Genomic DNA, 22790 nt, shown 5'->3' with positions numbered 1-22790 from the left:
AGCGCTTCCATGAACGAACTACGAAAATATTTGCTACCCGGTCTGTTGCTGTGCGGGCTGTTCGCGGGTTGTACGTCGCAGACAGGCCCGTCAGAGCAGTCGGGCGAACAGAATTCAGATGATAAAAAGCCGAAGATTGCGTTGATCATGAAATCACTGGCGAATGATTTCTTCTCCTCGATGGCGAAGGGGGCCGAATCGCATCAGCAGGCTCACAGCGACGATTATGATCTGGTTGTGAACGGAATCAAGGATGAACGCGATTTGAGTCGCCAGGTGGCGCTGGTCGAAGAGATGGTCTCGAGTGGCGTGGATGCGATTGTGATTGCCCCCGCAGATTCGAAAGCACTGGTGCCGGCACTCCGGCGGGCGCGGGAAGCGGGTGTGGTGGTTATCAATATTGATAATAAACTGGATGCAGAGATATTGCAGACGGAAAAGATTTCGATTCCTTTTGTCGGTCCCGATAATCAAGCGGGAGCAAAAAAAGTCGGTGATTATCTGGCGACGAAGCTGAAAGCAGGAGATGAAGTGATAGTGCTCGAAGGGATTCGAACCTCATTCAACGGTACTCAGCGGCGTCTCGGTTTTGAAGCAGCGATGAAGACAGCCGACATCAAAATTGCCGATAGCCAGTCGGCGCAGTGGGAGATGAGTATGGCGAACACGCTGGCGTCTTCGATGCTCAGCGAACATCCGAATGTCAAAGCGATCCTGGCGGCGAATGACAGTATGGCGCTGGGCGCACTGGCGGCAGTCAGAAACAGCGGCAAAGCGGGTGAGGTGGCGATTGTTGGCTTCGATAACATCCCGGCGGTACAGCAGGCGATTAAGGCAGGCCAGATACTGGCGACCGCAGATCAGCATGGTGGCGAACTGGCGGTGTTCGGGATTGAGCATGCGTTACGTCTGATTGCCGATCCAGAGGCCAAAGTGGAAGATCGCGAAACCCCCGTGGATCTGGTCACGGCCGAGGTTCTGAAATGACGGGCGGCACAGGGTCGCTGTTGTTTGAAGCGCGCGGCGTCTGCAAGGACTATGTCGTGCGGGTGCTCGATGAAGCGCGGCTGGAACTGCGCCCCGGCGAGATCCATGCGCTGCTGGGCGCCAACGGAGCCGGGAAAAGTACGCTGTGTAAAATTATCGCGGGTCTGACGTCGGCGACAGAGGGCAGTATGTTGTTAAATGGTGTCCCCTACTCACCCGTCGATAAACGCTTTGCGGAATCGCGGGGCGTGCAGATTGTGCAGCAGGAACTGAACCTCATACCGACCCTTTCTGTTGCAGAGAATCTGCTGCTGGGACGTTACCCGCAGCGCTGGGGCGTGATCAATCGCAGGCGGCTGCATAAGCAGGCACGCGCGGCGCTGGATCGTTTTGGCCTGCAGGAGATCGATACAGATCAGAGTGCCGGCAGCCTGGGAGTGGGGCAGCAGCAGATGCTGGAGATTGCAGCAGCGTTGGATCGGAAGTGTGAGCTGCTGATTCTGGACGAACCGACGGCGGCGCTGAGTGCGGGAGAAACGGAGCGGCTGTTCGCGCGACTGGATGTATTGCGTGCGCGGGGCGTGGGCATTATTTATATCAGCCATCGCCTGGATGAAATCGCGCGGATTGCCGATCGACTGACTGTATTGCGAGATGGGAAATATGTGAGCACGCACGCGGTCAGTGAGTTTGAGCCGATCGAGCGGGTGGTGGATCTGATGACCGGTGAAACGCAGGCGGTGCAACATGCGCTGCAGGAACATACGAATCATTCCACGGAAAAAACGATGTTACGAGTGGAAGGTATGACAGGCGGGCCTGTTCGGGATATCCGCTTTTCCGTTCAGTCCGGCGAGCGTTATGGAATCGCGGGTCTGGTGGGAGCGGGACGGACCGAATTATTGCGGCTGATTTTCGGAGCCGACCGCGGGGAACAGGGCGAACTCTTTTTACGCGAAGAAACGAAGTCGCGGCTGTTTACTCATCCGCAGGAAGCGGTGCAGGCGGGACTGGCGATGGTGACCGAAGACCGCAAGCAGAACGGGCTACTGCTGTCGCAGTCGATTCGCGTGAACACGACGCTGGCCAGCCTGGATCTGCTGACGGGGACTGCGGGGGTAATTGATCGCCGGCGCGAAGTCGCGCTGGTGGAAGCCGAACGCCGGCGACTGCAGATTCACGCGCGGGACATTGAACAGAGTGTGGGGACGTTGAGCGGTGGTAATCAGCAGAAGGTGGCGGTCGCGAAGTGGCTGCTGCAGGATGCCGATGTGTTTCTATTCGATGAGCCGACACGCGGCATTGATGTGGCGGCACGCAGGAATATTCATCAGCTGTTTACTCAACTGGCAGCAAATGGTAAGGCGCTGGTGATTGTCAGCAGTGATCTGGAAGAACTGTTCGAGACCTGCGACCGGATCGGCGTGATGTCTGCAGGCCGACTGGTGGCAGAATATACGCGGGAAAACTGGTCGTATGAAGCGATTATGCAGGACTGCTTTTCCGGATACTCACAACAAGCGAAAGAGACTGTTTCAGGATTAAATCAATGAGCGACTCCCCTGCCCCTGTATCCGATAATGATTCTCTCCCTTCACGTTCGCTGGTGAGGGGCGTGACGTACACCGTGTTTCAATATGCGGGCCTGCTGGGTGTGCTTGGTCTGCTGGTGCTGATCTTCAGCCTGATGAGCGATCATTTTCTGTCGCAGCAGACGCTGGTTACGGTGGCGAATAACATCCCCGATCTACTGGTGATTTCTGTAGGGATGACGCTGGTTTTGATTATCGGCGGGATTGATCTCTCGGTCGGTTCATTGCTTGCGCTGTCCTCGGCCATGTTGGGTGTCTGCATGGTCGACTGGGGCAGTCCGCTCTGGTCGGCGGTACCTGTCTGCCTGGGCGTGGGAGCCGTGTGTGGCATGTTGAATGGGGTGATCAGTGTGAAGGCAGGCATACCGTCGTTCATCGTGACACTGGGAATGCTCGAGATGGCGCGGGGAAGCGCGTATCTGATTACGGATTCACAGACAAAATACATAGGTTCGTCGATTGAATGGATCGGCGTGCCTTTGAAAGGCTTTGTCTTCTCACCCGCGTTTCTGCTGGCGCTGGTAATTGTGGCGGCGGGACAATATCTGCTGACGCGGACGGTCTTTGGACGCTATTGTGTGGCGATCGGAACAAATGCGGAAGCAGTGCGGATGTCGGGCATTCGGACAGCCCCCTACTCTGTGGCGGTGTTTACGATCAGCGGTCTGCTTTGTGGCCTGGCGGGGGTGATGCAGACTTCGCGACTCTCCAGTGCCGACCCGAATGCGGCGGTAGGACTGGAACTGTCAGCGATCGCGGCCTGCGTGATTGGCGGGACGAGCCTGATGGGAGGCCGCGGTTCGGTGATCAACACCTTCTTTGGCGTGTTGATCATCGCGGTGCTGCAGACAGGCCTGGCACAGATCGGGGCGACCGATCCGAGCAAACGTGTGATTACCGGCGCGGTGATTATTGTGGCAGTGCTGCTGGACGCGGCACGACAGCGGTGGAAACGGCGTGGGTGAGCTGGTTCTGATGTCTTTTTTTGCTACCACGAAAAACACGAAATGACACGAACGGTGGTTTCTAGATTGAAGATTGCTATTGAACGGCATTTACAAAGTTTGTCATTTTCTCCCAGGGGCCGTATTGATTATTCGAAAAAAGATCATCCTTTTTAAGTTTACCCGTCTTAAGACCGTTTTGAATTTGCGAAACAGAGAATGGTCCATTAACGTTATCATTCCTTAAAATGTAATATTCAAACCCCGGCTCTTCCAGAGTTTCAACAGTATTTGATGTATGGCTGACCATAATCTGCTGTTTTTTGGTGAGAAACTCTTCCTCAGAAATCGCTCCCATTGCTTTCAGGTTAGCCAGTTTTTCCAGTAGCTTGATCTCTGCTTCCAGAGTGTTTGAAACCGAGGATGTGCCTGAATTCAGATTTTTTGTTTCAGTGATATTTGGGGGATGATAACCCGTTTCCAGATCATCCTTTACCCGATTAAAAACATTTTCTATTGCTGATTTTACCGTATTTTTCTGTATCAGATAGAAAATGATGGGGATGAGCCAGAAAATATAGCTGAAGATGGTCAGGATAAGAATGATCCAGAATGCGAATGACGGTCGATAGTGAACGTCTGCCAAAAGAACCAAGCCTTCGGGTTTCTGTTTCAGCGTGATGCGGGTCGTATCACTTCGGTTAATGGAGCCAAAAGAAGCTTCCAGCATTTTGGCGACGATTTCATCATGATTTCGTTCGACTGTCGATGCAACAGAATTCAGTTGTTCTTCAATCGCGTCAAAGACATGCTCCTGAGGGACAAGTGTGTGGATTCTCTGACTTACCTGAAATTGCATTTACCAGTTTCCTAAATCAAATTGCATAACCTGACGATATATTTGTAGTGGTCTTATGTTTCCTGTTATCGTAACTGGACAGTATCGTAGTTTCAATATCTTGTAATTAATTTAATAAAAAGAGTTCCGCTTCAACTCAGTTTTACAATCTCAAATTGTTTCAGGATAAATTATGGACTTAAAACTCAACCTGCTGGTGATACGCTGTAGAGACATAGAAGTGAGTCGGTTATTTTACGAGCAGCTGGGGATCGAGTTTCAAAAAGAAAAGCATGGTTCCGGTCCGGAGCATTATGCAGTTATGTTTGATGACATGGTATTTGAGCTCTATCCGTTGAAAGAGGGTGAGCCCGTTGATCGCAGTCGACTGGGGTTTGCTGTCAACCTGGAGACGGATCTGAAAGAGAGTCTGGATGCCGCTGAGATTGAAATTGTTTCCAGCTATGAATTTGATGGTCGGCTGATCTTTGTGGTCCAGGATCCGGATGGCCGGAAAGTTGAATTGAGTCAGAGCGAACCTAAAGACTCTGAAGGGAACTGGACACGGTTTCGTTCTATTCTGCTGATTCTGGCGGCGATTGCAGGCAGCCTGTCATTTCTGAATTATCAGTCAGAGCCGATGAATGGTGGCCCCGTGCTTGACGTTTACTTTTTCTATTTCGCGTTGCTGGTTTCGTTTCTGTTCTGGCCGGTCATGGTCGTGGCTGTCGTCGGGTTCCAGACAATCAATCCCTATTCCGATCCTGTCTGGACCAGACCCACGCATTCCTGTAATCCATTTCGACTGAAGAATCCCTTCTGCATTACTCACTTCCTGATGTATTTTGTGATGGCCCAGGGAGCGGGCGCGCTGGTGACAGCGATTCTGGGGGGCTGGCTGCAGTTGCTGATGGGGATCGGAATGATCATCGGCGGGCTGGAAGGCCTGTGGGCTTTGGAACTGGTAATGAAACGATATCCTGAAAAAATGGCACTGCAGGATGATGTTGATATGGCTGGCAATGCTCCTCCGGAATAACGACAGGGAGATTTTCAAATGTACGAATTCGATTTAGAACGTTTGACACCAGAGCAGCGGGCGATGGTGGAATTGTGGGAAGCGCACCTGGAGGCAGAGTTCGAAACAAAAGATGCGGATGCGTCTTGTGGCACGATGACAGAGGTGCCTTATGTGAATCATGTACCTACCCTGACAGGAGGTATGGGGCGTTCACATCTGAATCACTTTTATGAAGAGTATTTCATACCAAATATGCCGTCCGATCTGGAGACGGAGATGATCTCACGAACCGTGGGACTGGATCGCATCGTCGATGAATTTGTGATTCGCTGCACGCATTCTGTCGAAATGTTCTGGTTACTTCCGGGGGTACCGGCGACAGGACGCCGGTTAGAATTTGTTGTGGTCGTGATTGTTTCATTCGAGGCAGGCAAGATGAGTGAGGAGCACATTCACTGGGATCAGGCTTCCGTGCTGGTGCAGGCAGGGTTGATTGACCCGAAAAATCTGCCGGTAGCGGGTGCGGAAGCAGCAAGGAAAATGTTGGATCGGAATTCTGTGCCTTCGAATGCGTTGATTAAACGCACTGTTTCTGATGAGCTGCTTTAAGTGATCATGGGCACCACGAATGTAATTACTACCACGAAAGGCCCGAAAAACACGTAAAGGGTACTCTGTCGGAAAGCGTTTAGTCTGGGCCTTGCTTAGTTGCTCTTTTATGGGAGATTTGACTGTCAATTTCCAATTGCCTGTGGCAGCCCCGAATTGCATTCAGGGCTACCCTGCTCTCATCTCAATAGTCGGATCATTCAAACTTAAACGAATACAGGTCTGCGTCTTTGAGTTTGATTTTTAGTTTGACTGGTTTGCCGGCGAGGCTGCTGACATCGGTGCCGTTTTTCCAGCTCACTGCGCGGGAGATGGTGTCGCCGTAGAGTTCGCTGCAGTCGGCTTCTGTGAAGCCTTCGATCGGTTTGCCGTCGGGGGTCTGCAGTTCGACGGTGATGCCGCCGGCGGCGGATGTGGAGAAGTTGAGCTTGAGTTCTTTGCCTGTGAAGGTGATGGGTTTGGTCGTGATCTCGGCTCCCTTGAGGGGGGCGTTGATGGAGACGAAGCCGTCGATTCGCATCGTGTAACGTCTGAGCTGGTTGCTGTTGCCGGTCCAATAACCTTCGGTGGCGTAGAGCGAGAGTTCGTTGGGGGCACCTTCGACATCTGATTTGGTTTCGACCATCTGCCAGCCGATGTATTGATGTCCGTAGGCCCAGGTTCCCTGGCGTTCGATGCCGGGACGCAGGAAGGCTTCGGGCCAGCGTTTGAAATTCACGCCATCGCGGCTGGTCATGAAGAGGCCTTCAGTGATCGCCATACCGTAACGGTCGGAGATGGAGGAACGCATTTTGCGATGTTTGTACTCGGGCAATTGTTCCATCGATTTGGACCAGCCCCGTTCGATGTAACGTGTGGGAAAGCCGACCAGGATGTGCGGGGCACGGTAATAGGGTTTGATCTGGTTGGTATAAAGCTGTTCGGGCGGTGCGTCGCCGTACTTCAGGTCCTGGGGTTTGCTCCAGTGCAGCAGGTCGGGTGAGGTCGCGGTGCGGATATCGCGCAGGCCGGAGGGCTTCCAGTCTTTTTCATTGGTCGTGCCTTTGGTGAAGTAACGCCAGTAGGCGCGGTACTTTTGAATCGTCGGATCCCAGAAGGCGAGATTTTCCGAATCGAAGGCACCATCGGTGATGACCGGTTTTTCCGAGAGGAGCGACCAGTGAATGCCATCGGGGGATTTAAGCACGAGTAAACCGTGCGGGCCACGAGAGCGGAGGATGGCTTTAAATTTCGCAGAGGCAGGACAGTCTGGGTTCTCATCTTTGAAGACCGCGGGATGCACGGGATCGGGTTTGGCAGACTTCATCCAGTCGCGATAGGCTTTGCCGATGACGATGTTATTCTTTTTATCCCCGGATTTTGGGGGAAAGGAAAACAGTCCCAGGTCGGGGCGTTTCCAGTGAATGCCGTCGTCGCTTTCTGCGTAGCAGGTGAAGTTGCTGTTGTTGGGGCCGAGTTTCTTTTCCTGCACGTCGAGATGCCAGGCTTTGTAGTACATGCGGTATTTGTCGCCGTCTTGGAAGATGCTCTGGTAGCCGCAGCCACTCCCCTCCCAGGGCTTGTCGTAGGTGAAAACGATTTCGCGGGGCGTGGGATGATGCAGTTCGAAGCGGGCCTCTTTACTGCGGGATTCGATCAGGGTGTCGTCGACCATGAGCTCCAGTCGGGAACCAATGTCGATGGGCTCTGCGGCGAATGTGTTGCCTGCATTGAGACACAGGAGTGTGAACAGAGCGAAGAGACACGGGGCTGTCAGTCGTGGCATGGTGTTGTTCCTGATGCTGGTGTGAATTGTGTGGGGTTTTATTCTAACCAGATTTTCGGTGAGAATGAAAGTCACGGAGCGGATTTCAACGGTTGCCTGTTTTTTACTACCACGAAAAACATGAAATGGCACGAAAGTGTAAAAACGAGCGAACCATGATTTATGATGTCTTGTCGTACAATATACACTAAGGTAGACTGTAGTAAAAGAAATAGTGAGAACACAAGCATGAGAAAGGATGATTGAAATGGCAGGTCGAACAGGACGTGCGTATCTGGCGAAAACGACGTTGGAAGTTATGGAAGTGGGACAGTATGTGAATCCGCTGGGAGATGCGGTGGCAATTGCAGCGGAGAGTGCGGCCTGCAATGCGGGATCAGCCTGTTTTGAACCAGAGGCGTTGGAACAAGTGCGGGATGAGATACTACAGACGCCGGCTCCGTTTGGTGAAACCGAATTCATATTGCAAAATGAGACGACGTTAGAAGGCGCACGAGCGCTGACAGCCGATTCGACCACGGGACAGATTGGCGTGTTGAATTTTGCTTCTGCCAAAAATCCGGGAGGTGGATTTCTGGGAGGCAGCCAGGCCCAGGAAGAGAGTCTGGCCCGAAGTTCGGCGCTGTATGCTTCGCTGAATCTGTTTCACAGCCAGTATTATGAGACACATCGCCGGCTGCGGAGTGCCTTTTATTCGGATCGCATGATATACTCCCCGGGTTGTCCCGTCTTTCGGGATGATGCTGGTTCGTTTCTGGAATCAAGTTACCAGGTCGATTTCCTGACGAGTGCGGCTCCCAATGCGGGAGCGATTCAGAAGAACGAGCCCGTACATGTGAGCGAGATTCCACAAGTTTTCATGGCGCGCATGGATAAAATGCTCGCGTTGTTCGCTGCTCAAGGTTGTCAGACACTGGTGCTGGGGGCCTGGGGCTGTGGTGTGTTTCGAAATTCCCCCGATCTGGTGGCACGATTGTTCTCGGAATTCCTGCAATCCGGTGGTCCTTATTTCGGTCGATTCAAACAGATTCGCTTTTCTGTACTTGACCGCAGTGAGGAAAAACCGATATTGAGAGCATTCACAAACTATTTTGAGCGCTCAAGCGAATGATCAGAGATACGAGGTATGAATGGGCTTCTTTGACAGGTTTAAATCCAAACCAGCCGCCACCAGAATCAAAAGTGCCGACAATGTGGCACGGATTATGGTGGTGCTGGAATGTGATGGCGATCAGGTGTTATTTATATTGCTGGTTGATGATGGTACGATCAATCGGCTGGGGACGGGGGCCGAGGATAACCGGGAACAGGATCTGTATATCGGTGTGAGTGATACAGTTGCATTTCAAGCAGTGCGCGATGTCTGCAGTCCGGTGATTGATGATTGGATCGGTGGATTTGGCGATTCCGCTGCGGCGGGTAAGCCATGTAAACTACTGGTGGGTTTTCAAACAGCAGCTGGCGCAGAGATGTTAAGCCAGTGGGAGTACGGCACGAAATCCAAGGGGCCCCCTGCTGAAGTGATTGCGGTGGTGAAGCAAGCTGTTCAGTCTACAGAGGACTGGTATGCAGAGCAGAAGACGCTGTCAGCCGGTGGTTGAGGATTACTACCACGAACGTTACAAAAAGACACGAACAAACGGCGGGGATTCTTAATTTACAAGAGGGGACTTTGCGGTATGTCAGGAGAGGGAGAGCGTCAGGAAGAGCCGAAACAGAAAGAGTGGGAGTTCCGTGTGGGGGTGCGGGTTGATCCCGCTGAGGGGCTGCTGTCGACCGGTATGGACGAAGTCAATGGTCTGATCAATCGGGGAGGAAAAGTAGTCTCGATCGAAGGTGGCGGCGCTGTCCTGCGGAAACTCAATCAAGACGACACGAGCGAAGATCCGGCGATGACACTTTCGGGGTGTGACATGAAGGTGGTCATCGATATGACCGAATTCGGGACCAACGCTGCCTCGCAGGAACACGATCGACTGTATCGTGAGGGACTGGAACTGATCAACCCTTATATATTTATTACAGGTCGCGATCATCAACCGGCGGATACAGAGGCTGCCCGTGATGATCTGGCGGAGGGGAAGGAATTGTTCCGCCAGGCGCTGGCAATCGATCCTGGGAATGGCGCTGCATGGTGGATCATCGGCAAAGCGGAACAGGTTCTGGAAAATACGGAAGCCGCCTGTGATGCATTTCGCCATGCGTATCAGTTGATTCATGATAATCCTGATGCCGCCCGCGAGTATATGTTTGAGTGTCTCAAGCTGGGCAGAACGGAACAGGCAATCTCCGCGGCCCGCCATGCAAGGAAACTCAAGCCGGAAGATATGGGACTGGCAGCGAACCTGGCGCTGGCGTTGCTGATTGGTGGTGAACTGGAAGAGGCGGCCGCGGTAATTGAGGTGGCAGTCGCGGGGGCCCCCGATGATCCGATCAATATGAATCTGCAGCAGCGGATTGCTGAGGTCCGCGCTGGAAAACAACCTCAGCCACACAACCTGGCTGACATGGATGCGTAATGTTGATCGTGACTGATTTTTTCGACCACGAAAAATATGAAATGACACGAAAAATGTGTTTTGATTTTGTATTGGTGAAGTGAAACGGGAATAAATTTTGAAGGAGCTGTGATGAGTCGTGCTTTGCTGGTGATTGATGTACAGAACGAATATTTTACAGGGGCGCTGCCGATTACTTATCCGGCGGGGCATCTGGAGCAGATCCTGGTCGCGATGGATGCGGCAGCCGCGAAACAGGTGCCTGTGATTGTGGTGCAGCATCATATGACCGATCCGGAAAAGCCGTTCTTTCAGAAAGGGACGCCGGGCTGGGAACTGCATCCGGAGGTAGCGAAGCGTCCCTGTGAAGTACTGATTGAGAAAACGCTGCCAGGCAGTTTTACTGGTACGGAACTGGAAGACTGGCTGCGTGCGCGTAATATCGATACGGTGACAATCGCCGGCTATATGACACATATGTGTTGTGATACGACGGCCCGACAGGCGGTGCATCGGGGATTTACGGTTGAGTTTCTAAGTGATGCGACGGGGACGCTGGCTTTGTCCAATTCAGCCGGTGAAGTGACGGCGGAAGAACTGCAGCGGTCGATTCTGTGTGCCCAGCAGATGATGCTGAGCGAAGTGCTGGATGTGGTGACCTGGATTGAGCGGTTGTAAGGATCTCAGTTTGCCCCTGCTCTAATGCGAGACTGATGATGGAGAAAGTAAGCACTGATCTGGTAAACACAAAATTAAACGAACTGGGGCTCGTTTTATCACCGGAGATCCAATACCGGTTGGAGACGGTGTTTTCCGGGAATGATGAGGACGTTAAGGCTCAAGAAGTCAGGAAAAAATTTGAGCTGGTAACACAGATCGAACCCGTACTGGTGAGCATGTTGCTGAAAGACGAACAGGTGCTGTTTGTCTCGAAAGGAGAGATTCGGTTTCGCAAGACGATTATCGTACTCACAAATTTGCGACTGCTTTTGATGAATGCGGATCGCTATGAACATTGCATTCAACCCTACTGGTCCATTTATTACAGTCAGGTTAAAACGCTGACGGACTCCTGGATCGGAACCCCTCAATTCCGTCTGATCGATGGAACAAAAATGACGTTTAACGATTTTCCCAAACAGGATCGACTGTCTCTGCGAACGGTTTTTCAGGAAGTGGCTGAACTGCTGAAAAAAGCTGATTTTGATCCAGCAGTTTCGCAGTCGCGGGAAAATCTGTGTGGAAACTGTTTCGAGGTCGTTCCCCAACCGTCCTATGAATGTGAAGCCTGCGGCGCGACATTCTGGACACCTGCCGAGATGGGGTTCCGCTGTCTCATCTTTCCGCCGTGGGAGGATTTTGTGTTGAAGGAAAATCGCCATGCGTGGAATAGTCTGGTGACCTATCTGGCATGTCAGGCGATGGCCTTTCAGATATTGTCTCAGCGTGGTTTCGCATATGCCTGGCTGATTCTGGCGATAAGTAATGCGTGCGCTGCACTTGTGGCCCTTAATCAGATGATCAAGGGGCGGTATATTAAGGATGTCTCAACACTCATTTCCTCCGAATTCGAAAAATAACAGTCTGTAATTCGTCCAGCTTCTTCTTTTCGGCAGTGAAGAATTCATCGTAAATAAATGAAAATCATTTTGAACTGTTCGTGTGTTCTGGCTAAGATATTTTTCTACCCGCGAATCATTTCATCCTTGAGGAACGATCTCTCATGAGCATAGTCGACAGCCAGGCGGTTGATACCAAACTGACACAGTTAAATCTGCAGCTTTCCCCCAATATTAATTATCGGTTGGAGACGATGTTCCCCAAGCTGGAGGGGATGTTTGCCAAGAGTGGGATCAAGAAAAAATTTCAACTGGTGAAACGTCTGGAACCATTGCTGGAAGAGATGCTGCTGGAAAAAGAAGAAGTGCTGTTCATCTCTAAAGGGAATCAGTCATCCTTCTCTGAGCAGTTTTTCATGGGAGCCCTCTGGGCCCAGACCATTAATCATACGGCGGTCGTGCTGACGAACTTTCGGCTGCTGTGTATCCGCACGAATGGCAAGGGAAAGCCCAAGCGTACGTTCTGGTCGATCTATTACAGTCAGATCAAGGACCTGAAGAGTACGATTTTTGGGAATGCCAAGATCTGCCTCAAGGATGGAAAGAATCTGAATTATTCCGGCTTCCCGAAAATTGATCGTAAGACGATGCGCGAAGTCTTTCTGGATGCATATAAAACATTTGACGAGAAAGGTTTTGATCCTGAGGTTTCGCAGTCGCGTGAGAATCTGTGCGGCAACTGTTTCGCCGTTGTTCCCAGGCATGATTATCACTGTGAAGCCTGTGATGCAACGTTCTGGAAGCCATCAGAAGTAGGAGTTCGCAGTTTCTTCTTCCCGTCGTGGGGTGACTTTGTGATGAAACATTATCCGGTTGCCTTTGCCGAGTTCTGTGGTTTTATGATTTTACTGGTCGTACTGGCTGCCGCGATTTCGAATGGTAATTACGGGTTTGCCGCGATTCTGTTTGTGCTGGCGAATGGTGGCGACGCCGCGATTACGGCGCAGATCGCAGCGAAAGGGCTGCATCTGAAATCGGTTCCTGAATCCCAGTCAGCCTGATCGTGAGACCTGTGCGGTTTAACAGTTGTGGTTTCTTGGATCTGAGGATTATTTGTGCGATGACTCCACAGCTGCCAGCAGTGATGAACGATAAATAAAGCGGATGGTTGCACGGGAGACCATCCTGAATTCTGTTTACCGATCATGGGGAGTAGCTTATGCGTATTATGTCACCAGGGGCCTGTGTACTAATTCTGGGGATGAGTCTGATGTTGCCGTCTGGCATGGTGCAGGGACAGACGATTAATCACAAACTGGAACCCTATTTGAAATCAGGTGAGCTGCCTGCTGTGGCAGCCGCAGTTGTTGAACGGGGAACGATTACGGAATTTGGTGCGGTTGGTACGAGGAAACTGGGGGCTGATATCCCGGTAACGATTTACGACAAGTTTCATCTGGGGTCTGATACCAAGGCCATGACAGCGACCATCGCCGGGATGATGATCGAAGAAGGCAAGCTGAAATGGGATTCGACGCTGGGAGACGTCTTTCCGGAATTAAAAGATTCCATGGGTAAGGATGTCGAGAAAGTGACGCTGGAACAACTGCTGTCTCATACGAGTGGCATGCGGGCCGATGATGCGAATTTCATGGAACTGCTTAAGAACTCGTTTGATGTCGATGGAGATCTGAACGAGCTGCGATACTGGATCGTCAAAGAATCGGTCAAGCTGCCCCTGGTCGCTAAATCAGGCGATGCGTGGGCATATAATAACCGAGGTTATACAATCGCCGGTGCGATGATTGAAAAAGTCAGTGGAAAACCGTGGGATGAGCTGATTGTGGAACGGATTTTTGAACCGTTCCAACTGACGACCGCCGGGCTGGGTTGCCAGTCTTCGCTGGGAAAAATCGATGCACCGTTGGGGCATGTCAAACAGAAGGATGGCAGTATTAAATCTTATATGGCGGGTCCGAATGCCGATAATCATCCGGTCCTGGGTCCCGCGGGGATCGCACACCTGTCAATTCTGGATTTAGCGACCTGGGCTGGTTGGAACGCCGGGAACGGGATGCGGGCACCCTGTAATATTGTGTCGCCTCAGATGGTTGAGAAAATTCATTCTCCCGTATTTACGATCAAAAGCGACAAGCCTCACCGTCCGGGAACTCCCCCCGATGGTCAATACGCGCATGGCTGGGGCTGGGTGAGTGTCGACTGGGCACCGTATCCCCTGCTCTATCATGGCGGTTCGAACGGTAAGAATCTGGCACAGGTCTGGATTGATAAAAAGAAAGATATCGCGATTGTCATCATGACGAATATCAGTAATCCCAAGGCAGATGCCACGCTGCGGGAAATCGCGAAGGAACTGTATGAGGATGCCACTGCGGGGTATTAATGCAGAACCAGGGAATCAGATTGGGATCTGAAAACGACTCCGTTCTCTCATTTGTTGTTGAGGGAGCGGAGTCGTGTTATAACGTGAGATGACGGTCGCGGGACGATTCTCTATTTCACTTCAGCCCGGAACAGGCGCTCCATGTTGAATCCCATGTATTCTCAATATGCTGCCGAATATGCGGCGGCCATTCAAGACAACAGCTATAACGCCCACTACGAACGCCCTTCTCTCTGCGCGCTACTGCCGGAACTGCAGGGGAAACGGGTGATTGATCTGGGCTGCGGCCCCGGTGAATACGTTGCTTACCTGATGTCTCAAGGCGCGACGGTGACTGCCGTTGATGGTTCGGCAGACATGATCGCGCTGGTACACCAGAAGCTGGGAAACCCATTCAACGCGTATGTGCAGGATCTTGCGCAGGGTGTGCCTGATGAGGCGGACCAGTCGTTCGATCTGGCAGTCTGTCCGCTGATGGTGCATTACCTGGAAGATCCGACGCCTTTATTCCGTGATGTCAAACGCATTTTGAAGCCAGAGGGGTTGTTTGTGTTTTCGACGCATCATCCGTTTGTGGACTATCAGTTCTCGCCGAGCGGCAATTATTTTCTGACTGAAAAAATCGTCGATGAATGGGATACCCTGGGAAAGCCGACGCGGGTGGAATATTTTCGCAGGCCTTTGTCGGCGTTAATGCGGTCTTTGACGGACGCGGGCTTGTGTGTCTTAGAGATGAGTGAAGGCAGACCCGATGAGCAGATGCAGGAGACGGATCCACAAAGCTATCGGAAATTGTCGACCGCGCCCGGATTTCTGTTTTTGAAGTGCCAGGTGATGTGACATTCGTATTTGATATTTGACCGGAACGATAGAGCCGCGTTATGGAATTGTGTTTTGAACAGACTGTTCCCGCTGAGCGCGAGACACTGTTTCGGTTTCATGAAGATCCAGCTCATCTCGGGCTGCTGCTGGCAGAGTGGCCTGGCTTTCGACTGTTGCGGCATGCGGGGCATATTCAACCCGGTGCCGAAACCTGGGTCGAGCAGCGCGTGGCCGGTTGCCTGCCTGTCGTGATGGGCTTTCGACATGATCTCTATGAGCCTGGGCATCGCTTTGGCGAGACGATGATACATGGTCCGTTTTCCCGCTTCTCACACATTCATGAATTTGACGAAACCTCAGCCGGAACGATCGTGCGGGATATGTTGAATGTGGAACTGGCGTGGCAGTTTGGTGGGGCTTTGATTACGCGTACTGTCGTGGAGAAAAATTTACACGCGGCGTTTGCGTTTCGTCATTGTTCCCTGCTGCGTCTGGTGGAAAGTGACGTGGTGAGCCGGTTTGTGATGGAAACTGAATGAAGGTGAAAGATTATGGAAGTGGCGACTTACATTCTGTTCGGACTGGGCTGTCTGGGCGCGACAGATATCGCGCTGTACCACAGTTTCTCGCATGGAATCCGCAGTCACCCCGATTCGCGAGCCGAGCTGGTGGTGCATAGTCTGCGCGGACCGACCTACGCCGCATTGTTTCTGGTGATTCCGAATCTGGTACTGCAGGGTTTTTATTTCTGGTGTCTGCTGGCACTGTTTGTGTTTGATATATTGATTTCGATTGTGGATTTTACGCTGGAGCGGGAGAGTCGTCGTTTGCTGGGAGGTCTGCCCAGTGGTGAGTATGTGCTGCATATCATCATCGCGATGCTGTTTGGAAGTCTTGTCACAGCGGTCTGTCTGGAAGCGGGAGTCTGGCGGAGTCTACCGACAAAGATTTCGTACCAGCCTGCTGATGTCCCGGATGTGTTGCGACTGGTGATGGCTGTGATGGCGCTGCTGGTGCTGTTTTCCGGAATTCAGGATGCGATGGCGGCTCGAAAATTGTATGCTGTACCATTGCGGAACAGCGAAGATGAATAGCCGACCGTTGTGAATTAATTTATGAAACAGGAGCGGTGAGTAGATAATGTTTGATCTTTGAGGGCAATGATGCGTTTAAATATAATGATCGGCAGCGATCTGGTATCATGGCGGTGATCAAAATATTTCGAGAGGAAATGGATTTTGCGAGACAAAATGGTGGATTTGAACTGATCCAAAGACTTAAACAGGCAGGATATGAACCCTGTTCCGATCTGGATCGTTAATTTGTTAAATCAACACAGGATATCTGAGGAAATCAAAATGGCCCCTGAGATGATTGGCTTAATCGGCGGCGTGGGTGGCACGGTGATTGGGGTGCTGGGGGGCGTGTATGGGACCTGGAACGAACTGAGAAACGCGCAGGGGCCACAGGAACGGTCATATCTGGTGAAAATGGCTGTGCTCTACTGGATTGTGGTTCCCTTGTTTGTGGTATTAGTATTTGTGTTACCCGATCCCTGGAACTATTACATCTGGCTGCCTTACGGGCTGTGGTTGACCTCTACGATTCGTCGCAGCGCTGTCAAGCAGCAGACGATTCGCGAAGCGGAAGCCACCCCTGCTGCAGGAACCGATTGAATGACTGATACTGGCGGTGATCGCAGTCTTTCTGTTGCGCGGAGCATTGAAATCACTCGTGGAGCCGATTTTCACTAATGAATGAAGGGGGATCTGATGGAACCCATGGAATTTTGTGTGCTGGCTGGATTGGTTCTGGTTGTCATTCTGACGCCGTGCATGATGGTGATGTTTGTGAGGGACATGTTTCGTCACAGCAGCCGAACCGGGTCAGGATCCGGCGGCGGTGGAATCATTGGTGCGATGCTGGAAATGGATCGGATCGTGAATCCCGCGAGTCAGCATGTGCAGGAAGCCAAAGAAGTCGAACAGGAAGAAGAAGGCATCGGCGGCGAATAAGTCGCGGGAAAAATGCTGCTTTCTTAACCAGAGTTCATTACAATGAAAGGATGTGAACGGCACTGCGATCTATCTTGTCAGGAGATATCCGTGATCCCAAAACACTTGACGGTCATGAAGTCGAAAGACCTGGTCATTTACCTTCTGTTTGCGATTTCTGGGATTGTCGTTTTACCTTTTGGCACATGGTTATTATTGGCTCCTTACGGAACCGGGTTCGTCTTCTGTGTGGTGATGCCCTATTACTTTGCGTTTCTGGCAGCGCTGGTGATGTTGCCGATCCTGCTGGTGCGGCTCTGCTGGAAACAGTGCCGTGCGCGTGCCCTGCTCTGGTTGCTGGTGATCGTCGTGTATGTTCCCTGTTTTCTGTTGGGGATCGCTTGGGAACGGCGTGTCTGGACCGCCCGCTGGGAAGCGTTTTCGCATCGCACTCAACCACTTATCGCAGCAATCAATGATTATGAACGTCAGCATGGCGTTCCACCTGAGTCGCTGGCTGCTTTGGTTCCCGATTATCTGCCTGCCGTGCCCGACACCGGGATGCGGGCCTGTTCTGAATTTCAATATTTCACAGGTAAGGCTGCCCGTCAACAGTATGCAGGCAATCCCTGGGCGCTGCAGGTGCTGCCGCCTGTCTTCGGAGTGGGATTTGATGTGGTGTTGTATTTTCCCAAACAGAATTATCCGAAGGTCGGCTATGGTGGCGGCCTGGAGCGTGTGGGCGACTGGGCCTACGTGCATGAATAACTGACGGAGCCAATTGTTAAAAAACGTGTATTGTCTGTCGGTATGAAAAAGAATCGTAGAGTTCAGCCGAACGGAATATCAGCGTGTCAGGAAGTGCTCACATGAATGATGGTACCTGTCCTTATTGCGGGGAGATCGTTTCCGACGAAGCGGTGAGGCTCTGGGATGACAGGCGGTATTGTCGGCATTGTGTGGAAGAGGTTTCGCCTGAACTCTATCAATATGCTGCAGGTGGCGGGCAGCTGGTAGATGTGGTGGAGAAATCGAATGTCAGTTTGAAGAACTATGTACGCGGTGCAGGTTATAAAACATTGATTGTAGTGTTTCTCATTTTCATGACGCCAGTTGTAGTGACGGCGGCGATGGATCCTGTGAATGCCCGATTCGATCTGCTGTTCGGGTTCTGTTTTTTCTGGTGTGGTTTTTTAGCGGGATATTTAATTCTCAAAGGGTTTTTTTTGCTGGAACTAAGTTATCTACCCCGGCGTGTGGCTGTGGAACATAACCAGCTGGTAATCACTGCATCAGGTAAAGAAAGGTGCTATCCTCTGGATGAGTGTTGCTGGGGAATGAAAGAGAGTTTCCGGGACGGTCTGACGGCTTACACCGGTCTGAGGAAAGGAATTCTGTTTAGCATACCGGAACGTTATATCTGTGTGGGACATGATCCCGCGCTGTTACCCCATCTGGGAGCGTTTTTACTGTTGGCGGGAGTTCGTCGCAAATCATACTGGTCCGGTTTAAGAATATTCATTTTAACAGTGCTGGGGATGCTGATCGGCTTCCTGCTGGGTTACTGTCTGGGACAGATTGTGGCGTTGCTGACGAATGACCGGTTCTGGTTGTTTGCACTGGGATTTCTGGGAACGTTCGATGGGGGTGCCATCGCCTTTAACTATGCGTATTACAGCAGCTTTGGTCGGACTGCCACGCATCAGAGAATGAGCCCGCTGATCTGGGGCGGCATGTTTTTCGTATTGGGAGTCAAAGTATTCCTGGTACGTGGCGGTTGGATGGTACTGCTGGGGAGCGGGGTCAACGCTGCTTTGGGTATTCTTGCTGCCTGGTCAATTCGCTGCTATATCAATCGTGCGGATGATCGAGAGAGCATCAGCGAACACAGGCGACGCGATCTTCAGGAGGCCTTAGGCCATGAAACGTAAGGAGCGGATCTATCTGACTTTGTTTGCAGTGACTGGTGTCGGATATGTGCCGTTTGCACATTGGATTTCGACGACTCCGGTCGGAACTACGCTGTTTCTCTGGCTGGTTGTCTTTTATGGCATTGCATTACTGCTGGCAGTGCTGGCGATTCCGGCGTCACTGATCGGCCTGTTTTTCAAGCAATATCGCAGAGATGCATTGCTGATCCTGATTCTGTCTTTGATCTATATTCCCGGCTGTATTTACAGTATTCAACTGGGACAGCAGGTTCGCATGGTCCGGATGGCAGACTTCGCTGATCGCAGTCGGTTTCTGGTTGAGGCGATAGAAGACTACACGCGAGACCATACGCGTCATCCCGAAACACTGGAACAACTAGTGCCTGATTATCTGACTGCAGTTCCTGGTACAGGAATGATGGCCTATCCGGAGTACGAATATTATGTCTCTGCTGATTACCAGTGGTGGCCCGAACAGAATCCCTGGATACTTGTTGTGCGAACCCCGAGTGGGGGACCCAACTGGGACATGATGTTGTACTTTCCCAAACAGGACTATCCGGAAAACGGCTACGGCGGCTGGCTGGAGCGGGTGGGCGACTGGGCCTACGTGCATGAATAACTGACGGAGCCGGGAATTTCTTTCTGATCTGATTACAAGTGAAGAACACGACTTCCGATTTGTGTATTCATTTCCTGGCAAATGCTGTTTTGTTTTCTTAATGAAGTCGTGTTAAACTGATTGAGTGATCGTTACCATTTCATTACCTGAAACTCATCGTTTCTCAGGAGTAGCCCAATGTCACTCAGCTCAGATCAACTGCTGGCGATTCTGGGAATCGCGATTGCGCTCTCGGCTTATTTGTCGGGGATTCGATTGTATCTCATTCAGAAGATTCGTGAGATCCCCCAAGAAGACCCGGAGCAGGCAGAGAAAAAATATGAGATTCAAAAGCAACTGGGGTGGCTGACACTGGCGGATGCCCCGATTGTTTTATCTGCCTTTCTGTTGGGGTTGAATCTGCTGTGGTTTCCCCTCACAGGACTGAGATTTCCTGACTGGTTGCTGTCACTGGGGCTGTGGCTGTTTCTGCTGGCCGGTACCATGATGGTGATTCAGCATTTCCTGGCCTGGCACAAAACGCTGACCGAATTGTTACCAATTGGGCTACTCGTCGTCATCGGCATTCTGATTCTGTTTGCGTTGATGATCTGGAAGACAATTCGGGTGTGAACGCAGGCTTTTAGATTTGAATGGGAGATATGATGGAGATCAGGCGTCTGTTAGAGAATCAGCAGAAGTGGACTGTCGAGGAATTACAGTCACTCTATGATCGTATCAGTGGAGAAGCGGGGTTCTGCAGCGAACTGTTAAGTCTGTTAGCTGATCCCGAGAGACAGCAGGCCGCCAGTTGGCTCTTGAAACAGGCGCTGGAATCAGGACAGGATGTCACCCGGATGGATTGGTCGCCTTATTACCGAAGTTTATCGGAATTGCAAAACTGGGAAACGCAATTGCATCTACTGCAGTGCCTGCCTTACCTGACGATTAACAAACGGGAAGTGAAGCAACTCGAACCATTTTTACGCCGCTGTCTGCAGAGTGAAAATAAATTTGTCAGAGCGTGGAGTTATAACGGGCTCAATGAACTGGCACTGCAGCATGCTGACTTCAAACCGGAAGTGGATTCTTTACTGGCAGCGGCTCTGGAAGAGGAAGCCCCTTCCGTAAAAGCACGCATCCGGAATATTTTAAAACAACGTCTTTCGCATGGCCCTTGAAGGGAAAATCGGATGGATATTCAGACTCTGACAACGTTTTTCATGTGGTGCACGATCGTGAACGGGACGATCCTGATAGTGTGGACCTTCATGTTTCTGCTGGCACCGGAACTGGTGTATCGTTCGCAGAATGCCTGGATTCCACTGCCTCGAGAATCGTTTAATGTGGTGATGTATTGCTTTATCGGTCTGTTCAAGCTGCTGTTTTTGGTGTTTAATGCAGTGCCTTATCTGGCGTTGTTACTGATTGGTTGAAGTCTGGCTTTCAGAGAAGTTTGCATATCGATATGACAGAGAAACCACCTTGGGAAAAATCAGGCGCCCTGCCTGGAGAACGGGACTTCGATCCTGATGAGGGAGACCTTGACGCGCGGGTGGCCTGGGATCACTTTGGTGGATTGACATTGGCAGAAGCCTATCGCGCGTTTCAGGATCATTCCGAAGAATACGCAGAGGATTTCAAGTATATGGGGGGCAAGGCCTTCGCGTATTATTTTCCTGTACTCGAACGTTACCTGCTGGTGACTCCTGTCTGGCGTGAGGAAGAGGGGGTGGAGTGGTGTCAGATCCTGGGATTGGGAGCGGCGATTCAATTTCAGTTTACCCAAGACTGTCTGACGGAAGTACGTGAACTGGCTCCCCATGTATTGCAGCTGATTTCGTATGTGAAAGAATCGATCAAAGTCCATGTCGCGAGCGGTCATCCCTATATTTCCAGTCCGGAAATTCATGGCCATGTCATCGCAGAATGGGATGCGCTGGAACAGCATCTGCACCAGTTTGAGGAACAGTGAGCAGTTATTGTGGTTGATGTGGGACTTGATTCGCTGTTTTTTTCTCATATTTTGTCGAGAAAACCAAGGCAGAAACAAATATGCAGAAACGTTCTGATCTATCTTGGCGCGGGGCTGGTGTGTGTGGCACTGTTGTTCTGGTCTCTGGAATCATTTAACGCTTCTCAGGGATACTGGGAAGCAGAAATTGGTCAGGTGGAAACTCAACTGGCGCTGACATTGAGACTGGCGGGACGCGAGGATCGTCCTTTCAATCGACAGATTGTGATTGCAGATCGCAAGGCGGGTACTCACCCGGCGGGAATCTTTTCACTACCCGACCAGTCGACGCACATGCCGGGCAACAGACAGACTTTCCAGGATACCACTATTCGACCGGGCCGCGTGACCTTTCAATGGGAGGGCCATGAATTTGACCTGATGCTGAATGGTTTGCGGGTAGACGGGAAACAGTATGACTGGAAAGATCAGACGCCGATCGTGCTCGTGCGTTGAGTTAACGCGATTTGTCAAAGCAGAGCAGGCATTTCAGGAATTCTCTGAATTTAAGTGCTTGACCTGAGTGTGAGTGAATTGGTATAAAACCATCTTAGCATTCAGAAAGGTGCCCTGCTCTTTTATGGCTCTGCCCATTGATCTCTGGTTGATTCATCCCGAATCAGAAATGTGTGATGCGTTTCGAACGCGTTTTGAAAAACTCCCCCGCGTGACGGTCATCGAAAGCCGATTTGAAGACCTGCCACCGCATGACTGTTTTGTAACAGCCGCGAATGCCTTTGGGATTATGAATGCGGGCATCGATGCCGCCGTGATTCACTTTCATGGCGTCGAACTGATGCAGCGGATTCAGCATCGCATCCTGGATGAATATCTGGGCGAGCAACCGATCGGCACGTCTTTCATTGAGCCTACCGGCAATCCCGATTATCCCTTCGTGGCGCACAGCCCGACGATGCGCGTGCCCGGTTCAATTTCTGGAACCGACAAAGTGTATGCGGCGACCTGGGCTTCGCTGCTGGCCGTCTACCAGCATAACGTGCGGCAGACGGATGAATCGCAGAAGATTAATACGGTTGTCTTTCCCGCGATGGGGGCCGGCTTCGGTAATGTGCCTTACAAAGAGGTGGCCCGCCAGATGGCGGTCGCTTACGCGCACTACCTCAGCCCGCCTCACCGGATGAACTGGGATACGGTGATTGGTCGGCAGAAGGCAATTGCCTACGATGAGGGGAAACAGGTGGTCCGTTGAA

At 51.5% G+C, this 22790-nt stretch carries 28 protein-coding genes; 26 read left to right on the top strand and 2 right to left on the bottom strand.

Features of this window, described 5'->3' with window-relative positions:
- Positions 1-9 precede the first annotated feature (9 nt).
- The 3 genes from ACN0YH_RS06665 to ACN0YH_RS06655 are packed head-to-tail and all read left to right on the top strand — an operon-like array spanning position 10 to position 3544.
- Complete coding sequence (locus ACN0YH_RS06665; protein WP_417378783.1) at positions 10-987, top strand: sugar ABC transporter substrate-binding protein; 978 nt, start codon at positions 10-12, stop codon at positions 985-987.
- Positions 984-2540, top strand: coding sequence for a sugar ABC transporter ATP-binding protein (locus tag ACN0YH_RS06660; protein ID WP_417378782.1), 1557 nt, complete (start codon positions 984-986; stop codon positions 2538-2540). The genes ACN0YH_RS06665 and ACN0YH_RS06660 overlap by 4 nt, the downstream gene beginning before the upstream one ends.
- Positions 2537-3544, top strand: coding sequence for an ABC transporter permease (locus tag ACN0YH_RS06655; RefSeq protein ID WP_417378781.1), 1008 nt, complete (start codon positions 2537-2539; stop codon positions 3542-3544). The genes ACN0YH_RS06660 and ACN0YH_RS06655 overlap by 4 nt, the downstream gene beginning before the upstream one ends.
- Before the next feature lie 76 nt (positions 3545-3620).
- Here ACN0YH_RS06655 and ACN0YH_RS06650 read toward each other — a convergent pair whose 3' ends face one another.
- Entirely contained in the window at positions 3621-4382 is a 762-nt protein-coding gene (locus ACN0YH_RS06650; protein WP_417378780.1) for an SHOCT domain-containing protein, read from the bottom strand.
- Between the two features lie 172 nt (positions 4383-4554).
- Here ACN0YH_RS06650 and ACN0YH_RS06645 point away from each other — a divergent pair, with 172 nt between their 5' ends.
- Entirely contained in the window at positions 4555-5400 is an 846-nt protein-coding gene (locus ACN0YH_RS06645) for a VOC family protein (protein ID WP_417378779.1), read from the top strand.
- An 18-nt stretch (positions 5401-5418) separates the two neighbouring features.
- Positions 5419-5991 (top strand): ester cyclase, encoded by a 573-nt coding sequence (locus ACN0YH_RS06640; RefSeq protein WP_417378778.1) that lies wholly within the window; start codon positions 5419-5421, stop codon positions 5989-5991.
- Positions 5992-6187: 196 nt separating this feature from the next.
- Here the strand turns inward: ACN0YH_RS06640 and ACN0YH_RS06635 are convergent, their stop codons facing one another.
- Complete coding sequence (locus ACN0YH_RS06635; RefSeq protein ID WP_417378777.1) at positions 6188-7756, bottom strand: hypothetical protein; 1569 nt, start codon at positions 7754-7756, stop codon at positions 6188-6190.
- A 247-nt stretch (positions 7757-8003) separates the two neighbouring features.
- Between ACN0YH_RS06635 and ACN0YH_RS06630 the strand changes: the two genes are divergently transcribed.
- The 21 genes from ACN0YH_RS06630 to ACN0YH_RS06530 all read left to right on the top strand — a co-directional run bounded on the left by ACN0YH_RS06630 (position 8004) and on the right by ACN0YH_RS06530 (position 22789).
- Positions 8004-8867, top strand: coding sequence for a TIGR02452 family protein (locus tag ACN0YH_RS06630; RefSeq protein WP_417378776.1), 864 nt, complete (start codon positions 8004-8006; stop codon positions 8865-8867).
- A gap of 19 nt (positions 8868-8886) precedes the next feature.
- Positions 8887-9357, top strand: a complete 471-nt coding sequence (locus tag ACN0YH_RS06625) for a hypothetical protein (RefSeq protein WP_417378775.1) — start codon at positions 8887-8889, stop codon at positions 9355-9357.
- 78 nt (positions 9358-9435) lie between these two features.
- Positions 9436-10275 (top strand): tetratricopeptide repeat protein, encoded by an 840-nt coding sequence (locus ACN0YH_RS06620; RefSeq protein ID WP_417378774.1) that lies wholly within the window; start codon positions 9436-9438, stop codon positions 10273-10275.
- Between the two features lie 111 nt (positions 10276-10386).
- Positions 10387-10932, top strand: a complete 546-nt coding sequence (locus tag ACN0YH_RS06615) for a cysteine hydrolase family protein (protein WP_417378773.1) — start codon at positions 10387-10389, stop codon at positions 10930-10932.
- 35 nt (positions 10933-10967) lie between these two features.
- Positions 10968-11834 carry a hypothetical protein gene (locus tag ACN0YH_RS06610; protein WP_417378772.1) on the top strand — a complete coding sequence of 289 codons (867 nt, stop codon included), beginning with the start codon at positions 10968-10970 and terminating at the stop codon, positions 11832-11834.
- A 143-nt stretch (positions 11835-11977) separates the two neighbouring features.
- A complete protein-coding gene (locus tag ACN0YH_RS06605; protein ID WP_417378771.1) occupies positions 11978-12874 on the top strand; it encodes a PH domain-containing protein in 897 nt (298 codons plus the stop codon).
- Between the two features lie 158 nt (positions 12875-13032).
- Positions 13033-14217 carry a serine hydrolase domain-containing protein gene (locus tag ACN0YH_RS06600; RefSeq protein WP_417378770.1) on the top strand — a complete coding sequence of 395 codons (1185 nt, stop codon included), beginning with the start codon at positions 13033-13035 and terminating at the stop codon, positions 14215-14217.
- 141 nt (positions 14218-14358) lie between these two features.
- Entirely contained in the window at positions 14359-15057 is a 699-nt protein-coding gene (locus ACN0YH_RS06595; protein WP_417378769.1) for a class I SAM-dependent DNA methyltransferase, read from the top strand.
- Between the two features lie 41 nt (positions 15058-15098).
- A complete protein-coding gene (locus tag ACN0YH_RS06590; protein ID WP_417378768.1) occupies positions 15099-15578 on the top strand; it encodes an SRPBCC family protein in 480 nt (159 codons plus the stop codon).
- Between the two features lie 12 nt (positions 15579-15590).
- On the top strand, positions 15591-16133 hold the full coding sequence (locus ACN0YH_RS06585; RefSeq protein WP_417378767.1) for a hypothetical protein: 543 nt from the start codon (positions 15591-15593) through the stop codon (positions 16131-16133).
- Between the two features lie 264 nt (positions 16134-16397).
- Positions 16398-16715, top strand: coding sequence for a hypothetical protein (locus tag ACN0YH_RS06580; protein WP_417378766.1), 318 nt, complete (start codon positions 16398-16400; stop codon positions 16713-16715).
- A gap of 96 nt (positions 16716-16811) precedes the next feature.
- Positions 16812-17054, top strand: a complete 243-nt coding sequence (locus ACN0YH_RS06575; protein ID WP_417378765.1) for a hypothetical protein — start codon at positions 16812-16814, stop codon at positions 17052-17054.
- Between the two features lie 90 nt (positions 17055-17144).
- A complete protein-coding gene (locus ACN0YH_RS06570) occupies positions 17145-17801 on the top strand; it encodes a hypothetical protein (RefSeq protein WP_417378764.1) in 657 nt (218 codons plus the stop codon).
- Between the two features lie 101 nt (positions 17802-17902).
- The gene (locus ACN0YH_RS06565; protein ID WP_417378763.1) at positions 17903-18964 is read left to right on the top strand and encodes a hypothetical protein; all 1062 of its coding nucleotides are present in this window, start codon (positions 17903-17905) and stop codon (positions 18962-18964) included.
- Positions 18954-19586, top strand: a complete 633-nt coding sequence (locus ACN0YH_RS06560; protein WP_417378762.1) for a hypothetical protein — start codon at positions 18954-18956, stop codon at positions 19584-19586. The genes ACN0YH_RS06565 and ACN0YH_RS06560 overlap by 11 nt, the downstream gene beginning before the upstream one ends.
- A gap of 177 nt (positions 19587-19763) precedes the next feature.
- On the top strand, positions 19764-20198 hold the full coding sequence (locus tag ACN0YH_RS06555; RefSeq protein WP_417378761.1) for a hypothetical protein: 435 nt from the start codon (positions 19764-19766) through the stop codon (positions 20196-20198).
- Positions 20199-20227: 29 nt separating this feature from the next.
- Positions 20228-20746: a hypothetical protein gene (locus ACN0YH_RS06550; RefSeq protein ID WP_417378760.1), complete on the top strand. Its 519-nt coding sequence runs from the start codon at positions 20228-20230 to the stop codon at positions 20744-20746.
- Positions 20747-20758: 12 nt separating this feature from the next.
- Positions 20759-21001 (top strand): DUF6868 family protein, encoded by a 243-nt coding sequence (locus ACN0YH_RS06545; RefSeq protein ID WP_417378758.1) that lies wholly within the window; start codon positions 20759-20761, stop codon positions 20999-21001.
- 32 nt (positions 21002-21033) lie between these two features.
- The gene (locus ACN0YH_RS06540) at positions 21034-21540 is read left to right on the top strand and encodes a hypothetical protein (protein ID WP_417378756.1); all 507 of its coding nucleotides are present in this window, start codon (positions 21034-21036) and stop codon (positions 21538-21540) included.
- Positions 21541-21663: 123 nt separating this feature from the next.
- Positions 21664-22035, top strand: a complete 372-nt coding sequence (locus tag ACN0YH_RS06535) for a hypothetical protein (protein WP_417378755.1) — start codon at positions 21664-21666, stop codon at positions 22033-22035.
- 124 nt (positions 22036-22159) lie between these two features.
- On the top strand, positions 22160-22789 hold the full coding sequence (locus ACN0YH_RS06530; protein ID WP_417378754.1) for a macro domain-containing protein: 630 nt from the start codon (positions 22160-22162) through the stop codon (positions 22787-22789).
- The last annotated feature ends 1 nt before the right edge of the window (position 22790 follow it).

The sequence above is a fragment of the Gimesia sp. genome (genome assembly GCF_048262075.1).
GTDB lineage: Bacteria > Planctomycetota > Planctomycetia > Planctomycetales > Planctomycetaceae > Gimesia.
Note: the sequence above shows the minus strand (reverse complement) of the source record. Positions and strands in the feature narration are given on the sequence as shown.